This is a genomic window from Brevibacterium sp. UBA7493 (assembly GCF_002479565.1).
GTDB classification, from domain to species: domain Bacteria; phylum Actinomycetota; class Actinomycetes; order Actinomycetales; family Brevibacteriaceae; genus Brevibacterium; species Brevibacterium luteolum.
Genome location: NZ_DLOD01000022.1, coordinates 22,801 through 37,320 on the forward strand (window position 1 = coordinate 22,801; position 14,520 = coordinate 37,320).

Annotated in this window: 15 protein-coding genes; 4 read left to right on the top strand and 11 right to left on the bottom strand. The window is 66.9% G+C overall.

All coding sequences use genetic code 11. The features are described from left to right. Complete coding sequence (rlmN, locus tag B4E96_RS12675; RefSeq protein WP_286957883.1) at positions 1–1,350, bottom strand: 23S rRNA (adenine(2503)-C(2))-methyltransferase RlmN; 1,350 nt, start codon at positions 1,348–1,350, stop codon at positions 1–3. A gap of 136 nt (positions 1,351–1,486) precedes the next feature. Here rlmN and B4E96_RS12680 point away from each other — a divergent pair, with 136 nt between their 5' ends. Further along, on the top strand, positions 1,487–1,732 hold the full coding sequence (locus tag B4E96_RS12680) for a hypothetical protein (protein ID WP_286957885.1): 246 nt from the start codon (positions 1,487–1,489) through the stop codon (positions 1,730–1,732). After that, positions 1,729–1,953 (top strand): hypothetical protein, encoded by a 225-nt coding sequence (locus B4E96_RS12685; protein WP_170273427.1) that lies wholly within the window; start codon positions 1,729–1,731, stop codon positions 1,951–1,953. The genes B4E96_RS12680 and B4E96_RS12685 overlap by 4 nt, the downstream gene beginning before the upstream one ends. On the opposite strand, the gene B4E96_RS12690 is transcribed toward B4E96_RS12685, so the two are convergent. The 6 genes from B4E96_RS12690 to rpsB all read right to left on the bottom strand — a co-directional run bounded on the left by B4E96_RS12690 (position 1,937) and on the right by rpsB (position 7,970). Then, the gene (locus B4E96_RS12690) at positions 1,937–3,316 is read right to left on the bottom strand and encodes an FAD-binding oxidoreductase (RefSeq protein WP_286957888.1); all 1,380 of its coding nucleotides are present in this window, start codon (positions 3,314–3,316) and stop codon (positions 1,937–1,939) included. The genes B4E96_RS12685 and B4E96_RS12690 overlap by 17 nt on opposite strands. Then, positions 3,313–4,557: a phosphatidate cytidylyltransferase gene (locus tag B4E96_RS12695; protein ID WP_286957890.1), complete on the bottom strand. Its 1,245-nt coding sequence runs from the start codon at positions 4,555–4,557 to the stop codon at positions 3,313–3,315. The genes B4E96_RS12690 and B4E96_RS12695 overlap by 4 nt, the downstream gene beginning before the upstream one ends. A gap of 8 nt (positions 4,558–4,565) precedes the next feature. Beyond that, a complete protein-coding gene (gene frr, locus B4E96_RS12700) occupies positions 4,566–5,120 on the bottom strand; it encodes a ribosome recycling factor (protein WP_170273424.1) in 555 nt (184 codons plus the stop codon). A 118-nt stretch (positions 5,121–5,238) separates the two neighbouring features. Then, positions 5,239–6,000 (bottom strand): UMP kinase, encoded by a 762-nt coding sequence (pyrH, locus tag B4E96_RS12705; protein ID WP_102162587.1) that lies wholly within the window; start codon positions 5,998–6,000, stop codon positions 5,239–5,241. A 197-nt stretch (positions 6,001–6,197) separates the two neighbouring features. Further along, a complete protein-coding gene (gene tsf / locus B4E96_RS12710; RefSeq protein ID WP_102162586.1) occupies positions 6,198–7,025 on the bottom strand; it encodes a translation elongation factor Ts in 828 nt (275 codons plus the stop codon). 51 nt (positions 7,026–7,076) lie between these two features. Next, complete coding sequence (rpsB, locus tag B4E96_RS12715) at positions 7,077–7,970, bottom strand: 30S ribosomal protein S2 (protein WP_259844740.1); 894 nt, start codon at positions 7,968–7,970, stop codon at positions 7,077–7,079. Positions 7,971–8,368: 398 nt separating this feature from the next. Between rpsB and B4E96_RS12720 the strand changes: the two genes are divergently transcribed. After that, positions 8,369–9,442, top strand: coding sequence for a D-alanyl-D-alanine carboxypeptidase family protein (locus B4E96_RS12720; RefSeq protein WP_286957892.1), 1,074 nt, complete (start codon positions 8,369–8,371; stop codon positions 9,440–9,442). A 71-nt stretch (positions 9,443–9,513) separates the two neighbouring features. Beyond that, positions 9,514–10,182, top strand: coding sequence for an NAD(P)H-binding protein (locus B4E96_RS12725; RefSeq protein WP_102162583.1), 669 nt, complete (start codon positions 9,514–9,516; stop codon positions 10,180–10,182). 15 nt (positions 10,183–10,197) lie between these two features. Here B4E96_RS12725 and B4E96_RS12730 read toward each other — a convergent pair whose 3' ends face one another. From B4E96_RS12730 to B4E96_RS12745, 4 genes are all read right to left on the bottom strand, one after another. Then, the gene (locus B4E96_RS12730) at positions 10,198–11,205 is read right to left on the bottom strand and encodes a tyrosine recombinase XerC (protein WP_286957894.1); all 1,008 of its coding nucleotides are present in this window, start codon (positions 11,203–11,205) and stop codon (positions 10,198–10,200) included. A gap of 183 nt (positions 11,206–11,388) precedes the next feature. After that, entirely contained in the window at positions 11,389–12,594 is a 1,206-nt protein-coding gene (gene dprA, locus B4E96_RS12735) for a DNA-processing protein DprA (protein ID WP_286957895.1), read from the bottom strand. Further along, on the bottom strand, positions 12,591–14,171 hold the full coding sequence (locus B4E96_RS12740) for a YifB family Mg chelatase-like AAA ATPase (RefSeq protein WP_286957897.1): 1,581 nt from the start codon (positions 14,169–14,171) through the stop codon (positions 12,591–12,593). Before B4E96_RS12740 ends, dprA begins: the two co-directional genes overlap by 4 nt. After that, the gene (locus tag B4E96_RS12745) at positions 14,168–14,518 is read right to left on the bottom strand and encodes a YraN family protein (protein ID WP_102162579.1); all 351 of its coding nucleotides are present in this window, start codon (positions 14,516–14,518) and stop codon (positions 14,168–14,170) included. Before B4E96_RS12745 ends, B4E96_RS12740 begins: the two co-directional genes overlap by 4 nt. Positions 14,519–14,520 lie beyond the last annotated feature (2 nt).

Sequence of the window (14,520 nt, forward strand, 5' to 3'; positions counted from 1 at the left end):
TCAGTCCTCTTCGGCCGTGGCAAGCTGGCCGCATGCCCCGTCGATGTCCTGACCTCGGGTGTCGCGGATCGTCGTCGGGATCCCGGCGTCCTGGAGGCGGCGCACGAACTCAGCTGCCACCTCGGGCTCGGATGCCGTCCACACCGAACCGGGGGTCGGGTTGAGCGGGATCGGGTTGACGTGCACCCAGCCGCGGCCGCGTGCGTTGAGCTTCTTGCCCAGCAGTTCGGCGCGCCAGGCGTGGTCGTTCATGTCCTTGATGAGAGCGTATTCGATGCTCACGCGCCGGCCGGTGACCTTGTAGTAGTTGTAGGCGGCGTCGATGGCCTCGTCGACCTTCCAGCGGGTGTTGACCGGGATCATCTCATCGCGCAGGCCGTCGTCTGGGGCGTGGAGGCTGAGTGCGAAGGTGACCGGGATGTCCTCGGCGGCGAGCTTGTTGATTCCGGGCACCAGCCCGACTGTCGAGACGGTGATGCGGCGCGCACCCATGCCCAGGCCGGCCGGGGCCGGGTCGACGAAGCGGCGCACGGCGTTCATGACGCGCTTGTAGTTGGCCAGCGGCTCGCCCATGCCCATGAAGACGATGTTGGTCACGCGTTCGGCCTGCCCCGCGCCCGAGGCGGTGGTGCCCTCAGCATGTTCGCTCGCCTGGGCTGGGGCCTCGCCTTGGTCTTCGTCGGCTTCGGAGCCGACGGCGGCGGCTGGGTTGCCGAGCATGTCGGTGTCACCCGAGGTGTCGTCGGCCAGTTCGCCAGCGGCGATGACCTGGTCGGCGCGGATGACCTGCTCGACGATCTCAGCTGTCGACATGTTCCTCGTCAGGCCCTGCTGGCCGGTGGCGCAGAACGGGCAGTTCATGCCGCAGCCGCACTGCGAGGACACGCACAGGGTGATGCGGTTGCGGTAGCGCATGAGCACCGATTCGACGAGGGCGCCGTCGAAGAGCCGCCACAGGAACTTGATGGTGTCGCCGTTGGAGGTGCGCAGCCGGCGCACCTCGGTCAAAAGCGGTGGGAAGAACCTCTCGGCCAGTTCGGCACGCCGGTCCTTCGGCAGGTCGGTCATCGCCTCGGGGTCGGTGGTGTGGTGGACGAAGTAGTGGGTCGAGAGCTGCTTGGCGCGAAACGCTGGCAGTCCCATCTCGGTGACGGCGGCGATCCGCTCGTCCATCGACATATCGGCCAGGTGGGTCGGCGGCTGGGTGACGCGCGGGGACTTGAAGTTCAGCAGCGGCCGGCCGTCACGCGTCGGGGTGCGCGAGGTGGTGCCGTCTGCGTGCTCGACGATGGGCCGCACCTGTCGGCGGGGCGGCCTGTTGGTCGGTGTGGAGGAGGTCTTCTCAGTCATGTCCTCCCAGTATCGCATGTGCAGGCTGGGCGATGTGTGAGAGCGGCACTCTCCTAGCGAAGAACCCTCAGATGCTGGTGGCAGGCGATCTCATCTGGCACGATGGAAGACCCCCCACACGAAAGCTGTGATCCCCATGACGGGCACCGAGATCGTCCGGTTCGTCGCTGCGCTCGTTGTCATCGGCGCCAGTGCCTATCTGGTGTTCAGGACCGATGGATGGCTTCCGCTCATCTGCGCGGTGGCGGTCATCGCCGGCATCATCCTCCTCATCGACCTCATCCAGGGCATCCGCAGGCGGCGCCGGGACGAAGCGGCCGATCCCGCTGCTGACTCCGCGAGCCGAACCTCGCGTGAACCGGTCGTAGGCGATCTGCGGTGACCGGTCATGAGAAGCTCCGGCTGGTCGCCTGCCTGCTCGTGGTCGCCGTCGGCATCTACCTGTTCATCGACGGTGCTGCGTGGAATCGCGTGCTCTCCGTCGTGCAGATCGTTGCCGGCCTCTGGCTCTTCGCCGAGACGCTCCAGGGTGCTCGCCGGCGCAGCGGGACGCCGATCGCTCCGCCGCTGATTGAGGACCGTCTGCTTACGCCCCGAGGCTGAAGACCTTGCCGGGGTTCATGATGCCGTGCGGGTCGAGCGCGGACTTGATCGCCCGGTGCATGTCGAGGACGTCGTCGCTCAGCTCCCGGGACAGGCCCGGCTTCTTCAGCAGCCCGATCCCGTGCTCACCGGAGACGGTGCCGCCGGCTTCCAAGGCGACAGTGATGATCTCCTCGAATGCCGCCTGCGCGCGTTCGCGGGCGGCGTCGTCGCCGATCGGGGTGACGAGCAGCGGGTGCAGGTTGCCGTCGCCGGCGTGGGCGATCTGGGCGAGCACCGTGTCGTGCTTGCGGCCGATCTCCTGGATCTTGCCGAGCACCTCGGGCACCTTCGAGCGGATCACACAGACGTCTTCGGTCAGCACCGGGCCGAGCCGTTCAAGAGCCGGATAGGCGAGCCTGCGGGCGGCAAAGAACGCATCGGCTTCCTCAGCGTCCTCGCTGATGGCAGCAAAGGTGGCGCCAGCGGATTCGAAGGCGGCGACGATGCCCTCCGCTTCGGCCTGCCCGGCAGCACCGGGAACGTCGGTGGCAGCCAGCAGCAGCACCTCGGCTTCGGCCGAAAGACCCATGTTCTTCCACTCATCAACTGCTTTGAGGCAGTAGGAGTCGACGAGTTCGAGCGCGGAGGGGATGATGCCGGCAGCCGTGACGTGGGCGACGGCTTGGCCGGCGTCAACGAGGCTGTCGAAGTAGCCGACGATCGCCCGGGAGTCCTGCGGCAGCGGCAGCAGACGCACGGTGATCTCGGTGACGATGCCGAGTGTGCCCTCAGCGCCGATGATGAGGCCGCGCAGGTCATAGCCGGCGGCGTTCTTCGCTGTCGTCTTGCCGACGCGCACGAGCTTGCCGGTGCCGGTGACGACTTCGAGGTTGAGGACGTATTCGCTCGTGACGCCGTATTTGACGCAGCACAGTCCGCCGGCGTTGGTGGCGACGTTGCCGCCGATCGTCGACCAGGGGGCACTCGCCGGGTCCGGCGGGTACCACAGGCCGTCTTCTGCCACCCGGGCGCGCAGGTCATTGTTGACGACGCCGGGCTGCACCCGGGCGGTGCGTTCGACCGGGTCGACGTCGAGGATCTGGTTCATCGCGTCGAAGCTGATGACCAGGCATCCCTCCAGCGCGTTCGCCCCGCCGGACAGCCCGGTGCCGGCCCCGCGGGCGACGACGGCGACCGAGTGCTCGATCGCCCAGCGCACGGCGGCGACCACTTCGGCGGTTTCGCGCGGGCGCACAATCGCCAGGGCTTGGCCGTAGGGCGCCCATTCGGCCTCGTCGTGCAGGTAGGAGGCCATGATGTCGGCATCGGTGATGATCGTCTCGGTCGGGAGGACCTGAGACAGGGAGGCAAGAAGGCTCATGTGATGAATCCAGGCAGGAAGGTGAACAGGACGAGGGCGACCGGGGCGGTCGGGAGTATCGAGTCGAGGCGGTCCATCACTCCCCCGTGGCCGGGCAGCAGGGTGCCCATGTCCTTGAGGTCGAGGTCGCGTTTGATCATGGATTCGGAGAAGTCACCAAGGGTGGCGAATGCCGGGATGATCGTGCCGAGGACGACGCCGGTCCAGATTGGGGCGTCGAAGGCCCACAGCGCCATGCAGATGCCCACGGCGGTGGAGAACACGGCGGAGCCGGCGTAACCCTCCCAGGACTTCTTCGGGCTGATCTTCGGGGCGATCGGGTGTTTGCCCCACAGCACGCCGAAGGTGTAGCCGCCGATGTCGCTGGCGATGACGAGGGCGAGGAAGAGGATGACGAGCAGGTTGCCGTCCGGCTGGGTGAGGATGAAGACGACCGAGGAGGCCATGAGCCCCACATAGGTGAGTGCGAAGAGGCTTAAGCAGACGTCCTTGACCGGATTGGGGCGGCGTTCGAGGAGTGTGAAGAGCAGGATCGCTCCGGCCCCGACGGTGAAAGCCACCCACAGGGCCTCACGGCCGGCCAGGTAGGTCGCCAGGATCATGAGGCCTGCGGCGGTGACGGTCGGTACGCGGGCGACAACGGAGCCGGAGCGTGAGAGCGCGTTGGCCAGCTCCCACATCGCCACGATGACGCCGATGAGCACGATGACGACGAAGGACGGCGGGTAGAACAGCAGCGAGGCCAGCACTCCCCCGCCGAGCACCGCGCCGACGGCGATGGCCGCCGGCAGATTGCGCCCGGCGCGCCCGTAGTCCTTCTTCTCCGGTTCGGCGGCGGTGGCCGATCCCGGGGCATTGTCGGTTGCCGTCGCGGTATCTGCGCTGGTGGCCTCGGCGGCCTTCTCCGCCTCCGGGGTCGGGGTGACGAGCCCGTGTCCGTAGGCCGAGGCCGGCGGGGAGCCGACCACTGCGTGCGGCTGGGTCTCGGTCGCCTGGGACTGTTCCTCAGCGCGCTGCGCCTCATCAGCAGCCTGCCACTGCGCCTCAGTCGCCTGCCGTTGCGCTTCGGCCCCGGCGGCGGTGTTGCCCGTCCGCTGAGCCGGCGGTGTGGGCGCCGGCTGGATGACCGGCAGCTGCCCGGTCCGGGCGGCTTCCCGCTCGGCTCTTATGGCATCACGACGACGCGGGAACTCCTGGGTGTAGAGTTCCCACTTCTCGCCGTCGACTGGTTGCTGGGCCATCGCTGGGCTCAGACTTCGAGCAGCTCTTCTTCCTTGGCTGCCAGGAGGCGGTCGATGGAGTCGACCTTCTTCTTCGTCAGCTCGTCGAGCTCACCGGTGGCGCGCTTGGCTTCGTCCTCACCGACCTCGCCGTCCTTCTGCATCTTCTCGATGGCGTCCTTGGCGGTGCGGCGGATGTTGCGGATCGACACGCGGCCCTGTTCGGCGTAGCCCTTGACGATCTTGACGTATTCTTTGCGGCGATCCTCGGTCAGCTCCGGGAGCACCACGCGGATGACGTTGCCGTCGTTGGCCGGGTTGGCGCCGATGTCGGAGTTGCGCAACGCGGTCTCGATGTTGCCGAGGGCGGTGCGGTCATAGGGGGTGATGAGCAGAGTGCGGGCCTCGGGCACCTGGAAGGACGCCAGCTGCTGCAGCGGGGTCGGGGTGCCGTAGTACTCGACTTCGATGTGGGCGAACAGTGCGGGGTTCGCGCGTCCGGTGCGCACCGAGGCGAAGTCGTCCTTCGTCGCCTCGATCGTCTTGTCCATCTTCTCTGCGGCTTCGGCGAGAGTTGCTTGCATCGCGGTGCACTCTTTTCTTCGGTCGGTTGCGGAACTGCTGGTCGTCCCTCAGGTCTATTCTATTGTCTCCGCCTCCACCAGCACGGCAGGCGGGCAGGGTGATAGGGGGCCTGGCGGCTCAGGCGCCGCGCACGGTGGTGCCGATCGGCTCACCGGCGATCGCGCGGCGCAGGTTGTGCTCGCCCTGCATGCCGAACACCCGCATCGGCAGGGCGTTGTCCATGCACAGGCTGAAGGCGGTGGCGTCGACGACCTTGAGGCCGCGCTGCAGCGCCTCCTGGTAGGTGATCGAGTCGATCCGCTCAGCAGTCGGGTCGGTCTTCGGGTCGGCGGTGTAGACGCCGTCGACGCCCTTCTTGGCGATGAGGACCTCATCGGCGCGGATCTCCAGGGCGCGCTGGGCGGCGACCGTGTCGGTGGAGAAGAACGGCAGTCCGGCGCCGGCGCCGAAGATGACTACCCGACCCTTCTCCATGTGGCGCATCGCCCGGCGCGGAATGTAGGTCTCTGCGACCTGCGTCATCGGGATCGCCGACTGCACGCGGGTGTCGACTCCCTGCTGTTCGAGGAAGTCCTGCAGGGCCAGGCAGTTCATGACGGTGCCGAGCATGCCCATGTAGTCGGCGCGCGTGCGGTCCATGCCGCGCTGGGAGAGCTCGGCGCCGCGGAAGAAGTTGCCGCCGCCGACGACGATGCTGATCTCGACCTCCGGCACACAGGTGGCGATCTCCTTGGCCACCGCTGCCACGACGTCGGGGTCGACGCCGACGGTGCCGCCGCCGAACACCTCACCGGAGAGCTTCAGCAGGATGCGCCGGCGATCGGTGCGCACCGGGGAGATCTGGTCGTGCTTGGAGGAATGGACTGGAGATTCCGACATCGCTTTCTTCCTTGTCAGGCGGCAGGCTGGCGGCCCTTTCTGAGGGCACACCACCGATCAGTCTAACGTGTCCGCACGCCCCCGGTTCCACCTGCGGCACGGCAGGTCACCACCACCTCGGGCACGGGGTGCGGACATGCCGAAGGCGGCAGCCCCACGTGGGGACTGCCGCCTTCAGTCAGCGATCAGTGCGTCGCTCAGCTGCCGACGCGGAAGCGCTGGAAGCCCAGCGGCTTGACCTTGGCCTCATCGAGGATGGTCTGCACGCTCTTCTTCGGCTCCTTGGCGAAGGGCTGATCGAGCAGGCAGTTGTCCTTGAAGAACGCGTTAACGCGGCCCTCGACGATCTTCGGGATCGCCTGCTCGGGCTTGCCCTCGTTCTTCGAGGTCTCCAGTGCGATGCTGCGCTCCTTCTCGACGACGTCGGCGGGGACGTCCTCACGCGAGAAGTAGGTCGGGGTCATAGCGGCGATGTGCACGGCGACATCGTGGGCTGCCTCGTCGTCATCGCCTTCGTAGGCGAAGAGAACGCCGACCTGCGGGGGCAGGTCCGGGTTGGTGCGGTGCAGGTACGAGTCGACCTTGCTGCCTTCGACACGGCCGACGCGACGCAACACGACCTTCTCACCGAGGACAGCGCCCTGCTCGGCGATGAATTCCGAGACCTTCTTGCCGTCGGCCTCGGAGTCCAGCAGCGCCTCGGCGCTGTCGGCCTTGGCCTCGACTGCCAGCTTGAGGACCTCGTCGGCGAGCTGACCGAACTTGTCGGACTTGGCGACGAAGTCGGTCTCCGAGTTGAGCTCGATCATCGTGCCGACGCCGTTCTCGACGTGGGTGGCGACGAGACCGTCAGAGGTCGAGCGGTCCTCGCGCTTCGAAGCGGACTTCAGTCCCTTGACGCGCAGGATCTCAATGGCCTTGGCCTGATCTCCCTGTGCTTCGTCGAGAGCCTTCTTGACAGCCATCATGCCGGCGCCGGTGCGGTCGCGCAGCGCCTTGATGTCAGCGGCAGTGTAGTTTGCCATGCGATCTCCTTGTTGAGACGTGGTGGTCTGGGTCAGACGAGCGGATGCGGCTCAGGCTTCGGTCGACTCGGTGGAGCCGGCCTCAGCGGTCTCTTCGGTCTGCTGCTCGGCCGGGGCTTCAGCAGTCGCCTCGGCCTTGGCCTCGGTGTCCACAGCCTTGTCCTCGCCCTTGCCCTCGAGGAGCTCGCGCTCCCACTCCGGCATCGGCTCGACGGAGACAGCCGAGACGTTCTTCTCGCCGCCTTCGTCCGAGGAGTGGCGCTTGATGAGGCCCTCTGCCACAGCGTCGGCGACGATGCGGGTGAGCAGAGCGACCGAGCGGATCGAGTCGTCGTTGCCCGGGATCGGGTAGTCGACTTCGTCGGGGTCGCAGTTGGTGTCGAGGATGGCGATGACCGGGATGCCCAGCTTCTTCGCCTCGTCGACGGCCAGGTGCTCCTTCTTGGTGTCGACGATCCAGACGGCCGACGGGGTGCGCTGCATGTCGCGGATGCCGCCGAGGGTCTTCTCGAGCTTGTCCTTCTCGCGGCGCAGGATGAGGAGTTCCTTCTTGGTGTACATCGAGCCTGCGACGTCGTCGAAGTCGATCTCCTCAAGCTCCTTGAGGCGGCGCAGACGACCGGAGATGGTCTGGAAGTTCGTCAGCATGCCGCCGAGCCAACGCTGGTTGACGTACGGCTGGCCGACGCGCTTGGCCTGCTCTTCGATGGCTTCCTGGGCCTGCTTCTTGGTGCCGACGAACATGATCGAGCCACCGTGAGCGACCGTCTCCTTGATGAATTCGAAGGCGGTGTCGATGTAGCCCAGCGTCTGCTGCAGGTCGATGATGTAGATGCCGTTGCGCTCGGTGAAGATGAAGCGCTTCATCTTCGGGTTCCAACGACGGGTCTGGTGTCCAAAGTGGACGCCGCTGTCAAGCAGCTGGCGAATAGTGACGACGGCCATGCCGGCGCACTCCTTTCATTGTCATTCGGTTGATGCCTGGCATCCGCCGTGTCGGGCCGACAGTCCCAGCTCAGCCGCACGACACCGCACACGTGTGTGCGGTGTCGCGGAGGATGGGATCTGCACCGGTGGCCCGCCGCGGGTACTCGGATGCGCGTAGTCAGATCTGCAGCTGATCAGTCTCGCGCGGGCGCGGGGCTGAAGAGCACACAGTTCTGCTATGTGTAGTCTACGATCTTCCCCGCCAGCGACCAAACCTGCCGCCCCTGCCCTCACCGGGCCCGAGGTGTGTGGATGGTCCCGGCGTGCGTGCCAGGAGTGCTGGGGATGGCGAGGCGTCCTCCACAGCCGTGCCCGAGGTGTGGGCTGGGTGTGTGCGCGGCATGAGTGTGGAGGGCATGAGTGGACGTGAGCGCACCGGGATCAGGGCCAGACTGCAGCAGCTGGGGTGCATCGCCGTGTGCGGGATCCTCGCCGGGGTTGTGGCCGTGCCGGCCGGGCTGCCGGCAGAGCAGGCCGGTGATCCTGACAGGTTCGGCCGGCCCGTGGTCATCATCGCCCCGGCGGCGGCACAGGCGGCGGAAGCTGCAGCCGATTCCGGTGACTGGGTGACTCCGGTGCCCGGGTTTGAGGTGGTGCGTGCCTTCGACAAGCCGAAGCAGAACTGGCAGTCAGGCCACCGCGGCATCGATGTCGCGGTGCTGCCGGGTGAGTCGATCCGCGCCCCGCGGTCAGGAACGGTGCACTTCGCTGGCAGTGTGGCCGGGCGTCCGGTGTTCAGTCTGGATGTCGGTAGGCACATCGTGTCCTTCGAACCGGTCGAGACGGATCTGACAGCCGGTGATGAGGTGTGGGCTGGTCATCCGGTCGGCACAGTTGCTGATCCGAGTCATTGTGATGACGGGTGCGTGCACGTTGGGGTGTGGGCGAGCGGCAAGCCGAAGGACTATCTGAATCCGGCTGCGTTCTTCTCGCAGGACTTCTCGATCCTGCTGCCTGAGGCGCAGGCCCCTGAGGAGATGCCGGAGGCTTCCGGCGATGACGGATCCTCCGGTGCCGGCGCGTGGGGAGGGCATTCAAACGGCCGGATCCCAGCCGTTGCGCTGTGCCCGCTGGATCGTGCCGCTGGGCATCGGCTGCGCTGTGACGCGGCGCGGTCGTTCGATGAGCTCAGCGATGCCTACCGGCAGCGCTTCGGCCAGCTGATTTCGGTGACGGACTCGTACCGGGACTATCAGACACAGGTGATCCTCAAAAGGCGCAAGGGCCGGATGGCCGCCACGCCCGGCAAGTCGAATCACGGCTGGGGCCTGGCAGTCGACCTCGGTGGTGGGATCAACCGATTCGGGACTGTGCAGCATGAGTGGATGCGCTCCAACGCCCCGCGCTTCGGCTGGGTGCACCCGAGCTGGGCCCGGCAGTCCGGGTCGCTGCCGGAAGCGTGGCATTGGGAGTACAAGGGACGGCAGTAGGGTCGCTGCCACCCACTGCCCTGCCGTGTCAGAACTGGAATAGCTGCCTGGTGTGTGTCGTTGTGGCTGGCATGAGCATTCACAGCATCGCCGTCGTCGGCGGCCACGGAAAGATCGCCCGTCACCTCACTGAAATTGTCACCCCGGATATGGAAGTCCGCTCGATCATCCGCAACCCGGAGCACGCTGCTGAACTTGAAGAGCTCGGCGCTGTGCCGGTTGTCTGCGACCTGGAGAAGGCCTCGCAGGCTGAGCTGGTGGAGGCGTTCGGCAATGCCGATGCCGTCATCTTCGCCGCCGGAGCCGGTGGCGGTTCTGGCATCTTCCGCAAGTACACCGTCGACCTGGCCGCCTCGATCGCGGCGATGCAGGCAGCCGCCGCGGCAGGCATCGACCGGTTCGTGCAGATCTCGTTCATCGGCGCCGGCGGTCCGACGCCGGAAGGCACCGAAGAGGTCTTCGCCGCCTATTGGGATGCCAAGCGCGAGGCTGACAATGCTCTGCGCGCCAGCGGCCTGGACTGGACGATCGTCAAGCCGGGCCGGCTGCTCGATGAGCCTGGCACCGGCTGCCTCGACATCGCCACCGGGACCGAACGTGGGGCCACGACACGGCGTGAGGATGTCGCGGAGTTCATCGCGATGATCCTCGATGACGGCCGCACCATCGGCCGGGAGTTCGACATCATTGACGGTGAGACCCCGATGCACGAAAGCCTCAAGGCCACGCTGGGCTCCTGACAAGCTGCTGCCGGTTCAGGCGCGGGGGTGCGCCTGCCGGTAGCTTTCGGCCAGCCGTCCGAGGGAGACGTGGGTGTAGATCTGCGTCGAGCTCAGTGAGGCATGCCCGAGGAACTCCTGCACCTCGCGCAGGTCAGCACCGTTTTCGATCATGTGGGTGGCCGCCGAGTGCCGCAGCCCATGCGGTGAGAGCTCCGGTGAGTCCGGCAGGCCGGCAGTCGCTGTATGGACGACTGAGCGGATCTGGCGGACATCGATGCGCCCGCCGCGGGCACCGAGGAAGAGTGCTGTAGCATCACGAGCGGTCCTGTCGTTCTCCAACACTGGCCGGCCGCGCTGCAGCCACGCCCGCAGTGCACGCTGGGCAGGCAGTCCGAAGGGCACGCGGCGTTCCTTGCTGCCCTTGCCCATGACGGTGACGAGCCTGCGATCCGTGTCAATGCTCGTCGTGTGCAGCGCCGCGATCTCTGAGACGCGTGCGCCGGTGGCGTAGAGCAGTTCGAGCAGTGCGGCATCGCGCAGCCGCAGCGCCTCGTCTTTCGGGGAGCGTTCGGTCTCACCGGTTTCCTCGGGATCAGTGCGAGCAGTCACCTCACTGGGTTCGGTTTCAGTGTGCTGCATGACGGCATCGACGTGGCGCTGCTGCAGGACTGCCGGCAGCCGCGAGGCCTTGCGGGGGCTTGCCAAGCGCAGCGCGGGATTGGATCGCATGAGCTGGTGGCGGGTGCAGAACGCGCAGAAGGCGCGCACCGCTGCGATCCGCCGCGCAGTGGTCGCCGGCGCAGCTCCACTGCGCGACTGAGCGAGCAGCCATTGGCGCAAGTTGCCCAGCTCAATGGCGTCCAACGGCAGGTGTCCATCGTCGTCGGTGAGGAAGGTCAGCAAGGTGCGCACATCGCTGAGGTAATTGCGCACGGTGTGCTCAGACGCGTTTCGGTGCACACGCAGCTCTTCGGCGAAGGCGGCGAGCGCTTCAGCGTACTCTCCGGGCAGCTGTGCCGCGGTGTCGGGGGAAGTCGACATGCTTCTCAGTGTAGCCAGCCACGCTGTCGGGCCAGCCGGTGGCTCGCCGGCGACGAGCAGCTGACGCTGCCGCGAGCGTTGAGCGTGGAGTGGCTGGCCAGATGACGTCGTATGAGCGACATCGTGTGCCGGCGACTGATCTGCAGGCAGACTGCTGACCGCTGCCACCGGATTCGAGCCGCGTCAGCCGGTCGCTCCTCGGGTGACGACTGCGCGCTTCTTCACCCAGCCGTGGGCTTCGCGTTCGACGTGCCCGGACAGTTCGAGTGCGGCAAGCGCCGCCATGACGGTGTGGGCGTCGAGACCCGAGCGGACGGCGGCAGTCGCCGCTTCGATCCCGCGAGAGGTCGGCAGCACGTTGTAGGTTCTGCTCTGTTCTGCGGTCATGTCGTCGGTGATCCGCAGCGCTGGCTGACGGTCGGTCTCGCTGCGGGTGGCGTCGATCGGTTCGACGAGTTCGGCGATGTCATCGGCAGATGTGACGCAGACGGCCTGGCCCTCGCGGATGAGACGGTGGCAGCCAGCGGATGCTTGGCTGGTGATCGGCCCGGGCACCGCACCGACCGTGCGCAGCAATTCAGCTGCCCTGTTGGCGGTGTTCAGTGCACCGGACCGCCAGCCAGCTTCCACCACAATGGTGGCCTGGGCGGCAGCGGCAATGAGGCGATTGCGCAGCAGGAACCGGTGTCGCATGGCGGTTTGTCCGGCTGCCGTTTCGGACACGACGGCATACCGAGTGCCGATGCGGGTGAGCATGTCGGCGTTGCCGCGCGGATAATAGCGATCCACTCCCCCGGCCATGAAGGCGACCGTCCCAACCTCGGGTGTCTCGGCGGCGGCGAGCGCCGCCTGGTGGGAGGCTGCGTCGATGCCGTAGGCGCCGCCGGAGACGATGGTGTGTCCTCGCATGGCCAGTTCGTAGGCGATGCTGCCGGCGACATGCTCACCGTAGTGCGTTGAGGCACGTGCTCCGACGAGTGCGATCGAACCGGTGAGCAGCTCCTGCAGGTTCCCAGGTCCGCGCACCCACAGCGCGAGGGGCTCGTGGATGCCGAGCTCAGTCAGCTGTGTCGGCCACTCATCATCTTCCGGATGGATGAGGCGGGCTCCGAGCCGGGCCATGATCCGCTGCTCTTGGACGGCATTGAGGCTGGGCAGGCGCATCCGCCACCGCTCGTGAACCGTCGACAGCTTGTCTCCCGGGACCTGCAGACCGACGGCTTCGCATGCCTCATGCAGCTGCGGAACGGCCTCGGACTGCCGGGAGCGGATGAGCGCGAGCATCCGCTCGGCACCAAGGGCGAGAACGCCGGCTTTGAGGATCTCATCGCCTGGTTCGGCCAGGCGCAGCAGGTCGACGCAGGCCAGTCGCTGAGTGTCGGTGGTCATTGTGCCTCCCGCATGCGCAGGAGTGCCGCGGCGAGCACATCGTCGCCATCGGGGCGGGTTCGGCCGGCGAGGTCGGCGATGGTCGCGGCGATCCGCAGCACTCGGTCATATCCGCGCATCGACAGCAGACCGCGTTCGAGTGCCTGGTCGAGGACGTGAGTCTCACTGGATCTGAAGGAGAACGCTTCTCGCAGATACGCACCCGGTGCGCGGGCGTTCGTGTTCCACGGCATATCGGCATAGCGGTGGGTCTGGCGCTCCCGTGCTGCCGCCACCCGCTCGGCGACGACAGTCGACGACTCGACTGGCGCATCCGTGCGCAGGTCGGCTGCGGTGACAGGCAGGACGTCGAGCTGGATGTCGACGCGGTCGAGCAGCGGGCCGGAGAGCTTCTGCCGGTAGCGGCGGCGCACGTGCGGGGTGCACGAACACGTCTGGGTGCTGATGCCAGCGACACCGCAGGGACACGGGTTGGCCGCCAGCACGAGTTGGAATTTCGCCGGCAGCACCACCGACCCCCAGGCGCGGTGGATATCGCAGTAGCCGCTCTCCAGCGGCTGACGCAGCGCTTCGAGCACGTCGCGGTTGAATTCCGGAGCCTCATCGAGGAACAGCACCCCGCGGTGAGCGCGTGAGAACACTCCGATCGCTCCCGGCCGGGAGCCACCGACCATCGCCGTGGCTGTCGTCCGGTGATGAGGCGCTTCGAACGGTGGAGCAACAGCATCGAGTTCATCGGCTTCGACGCAGCCGGCCAGTGACTGCATGGCCAGCACTTCTATGCGCTCATCGCGGTTCAACGGCGGCACGATGCCGCTGAGACAGGCGGCGAGCATCGACTTGCCGGCGCCGGGAGCACCGCTCATGAGCAAGTGGTGGCCACCGGCGGCCGCCAGTTCGAGTGCGCGCCGGGCGTCATGCTGACCGTGGACGTCGGCGAGATCGGTGGGTTCGATGACGTTCTCGCGACTGCTGGGAGCCGCGGGCACTGGTTCGGTGTTGGATGGTGCCGCACGACCACCGTGAGCCTGGACGACATCGGCCAGATGCCCGGCGGCAACGACCTCAGCCTGCGGGACAAGAGCTGCTTCGGCACGATTGCCGTAGGGAACGACGAAGCGAGTGAAGCCCGCCTCCAGACCGGCGAGGATCGTCGGCAGCACCCCGCGCACAGGCAGAATGCGCCCGTCGAGACCGAGCTCACCGCAGTGCACGACCCCATCTGCTGAGTGCTCCGGAATGAGCTCCTCGCAGGCGAGGATCGTCACCGCAATGCCGAGGTCGAAGGATGTGCCGACCTTCTTCACCGCACCCGGCTGCAGGTTGACCGTCACCTTCGCAGCGCTGAGCGAGATCCCCAGATTCGACAGGGCCGCGCGGACCCGTTTGCGCGACTCGCTGACCGAGGCGTCAGGCAGGCCGATGATGTCGATGCCGGGAATGCCCTGGTTCATGCTCGTCTCAATGCTGATCGGTGTGCCGCTGGTCCCCCACAGCGCGACTGCCTGGGCCCGGCCGAGACGGTTGCGCACACCGCCGACGACGCGGACCTTCTGCTCCTCTTCCACCGCACTCATCGCACATCCCGGACGTGTTGGAGGTCCGGTTGGCGGGCGCTCCACAGAATGCCGATGGCATCGAACCTGAACTGCGGATACCACTCATCGCACTCGGCCAGGAACCGCAGACCGAGGGTCCGCAGGTTTCTGAGCTTGATCGGGGTGATCGCCTCCAGCGGGTGCCCTGCCCAGGACGCGATACGGGTTTTGACCTCGACGAAGACGAGCGTGTCACCGTCGCGGGCGATGATGTCGATCTCGCCATTGGAGCAGCGCCAGTTGCGGTGCAGGATCGTCCAACCGAGGCATTCGAGGTAGCGGGTGGCGTAGTCCTCACCGGTGCGGCCGAGTGTCTGTGCTTTCATGG

Coding starts and splice junctions, on each gene's coding strand:
- B4E96_RS12745 (WP_102162579.1), bottom strand. CDS start 14,518: ATGAAAGCACAGACACTCGGCCGCACCGGTGAGGACTACGCCACCCGC.
- tsf (WP_102162586.1), bottom strand. CDS start 7,025: ATGGCAAACTACACTGCCGCTGACATCAAGGCGCTGCGCGACCGCACC.
- B4E96_RS12740 (WP_286957897.1), bottom strand. CDS start 14,171: ATGAGTGCGGTGGAAGAGGAGCAGAAGGTCCGCGTCGTCGGCGGTGTG.
- pyrH (WP_102162587.1), bottom strand. CDS start 6,000: ATGTCGGAATCTCCAGTCCATTCCTCCAAGCACGACCAGATCTCCCCG.
- B4E96_RS12730 (WP_286957894.1), bottom strand. CDS start 11,205: ATGTCGACTTCCCCCGACACCGCGGCACAGCTGCCCGGAGAGTACGCT.
- B4E96_RS12695 (WP_286957890.1), bottom strand. CDS start 4,557: ATGGCCCAGCAACCAGTCGACGGCGAGAAGTGGGAACTCTACACCCAG.
- frr (WP_170273424.1), bottom strand. CDS start 5,120: ATGCAAGCAACTCTCGCCGAAGCCGCAGAGAAGATGGACAAGACGATC.
- B4E96_RS12690 (WP_286957888.1), bottom strand. CDS start 3,316: ATGAGCCTTCTTGCCTCCCTGTCTCAGGTCCTCCCGACCGAGACGATC.
- B4E96_RS12720 (WP_286957892.1), top strand. CDS start 8,369: ATGAGTGGACGTGAGCGCACCGGGATCAGGGCCAGACTGCAGCAGCTG.
- B4E96_RS12725 (WP_102162583.1), top strand. CDS start 9,514: ATGAGCATTCACAGCATCGCCGTCGTCGGCGGCCACGGAAAGATCGCC.
- dprA (WP_286957895.1), bottom strand. CDS start 12,594: ATGACCACCGACACTCAGCGACTGGCCTGCGTCGACCTGCTGCGCCTG.
- B4E96_RS12680 (WP_286957885.1), top strand. CDS start 1,487: ATGACGGGCACCGAGATCGTCCGGTTCGTCGCTGCGCTCGTTGTCATC.
- rpsB (WP_259844740.1), bottom strand. CDS start 7,970: ATGGCCGTCGTCACTATTCGCCAGCTGCTTGACAGCGGCGTCCACTTT.
- rlmN (WP_286957883.1), bottom strand. CDS start 1,350: ATGACTGAGAAGACCTCCTCCACACCGACCAACAGGCCGCCCCGCCGA.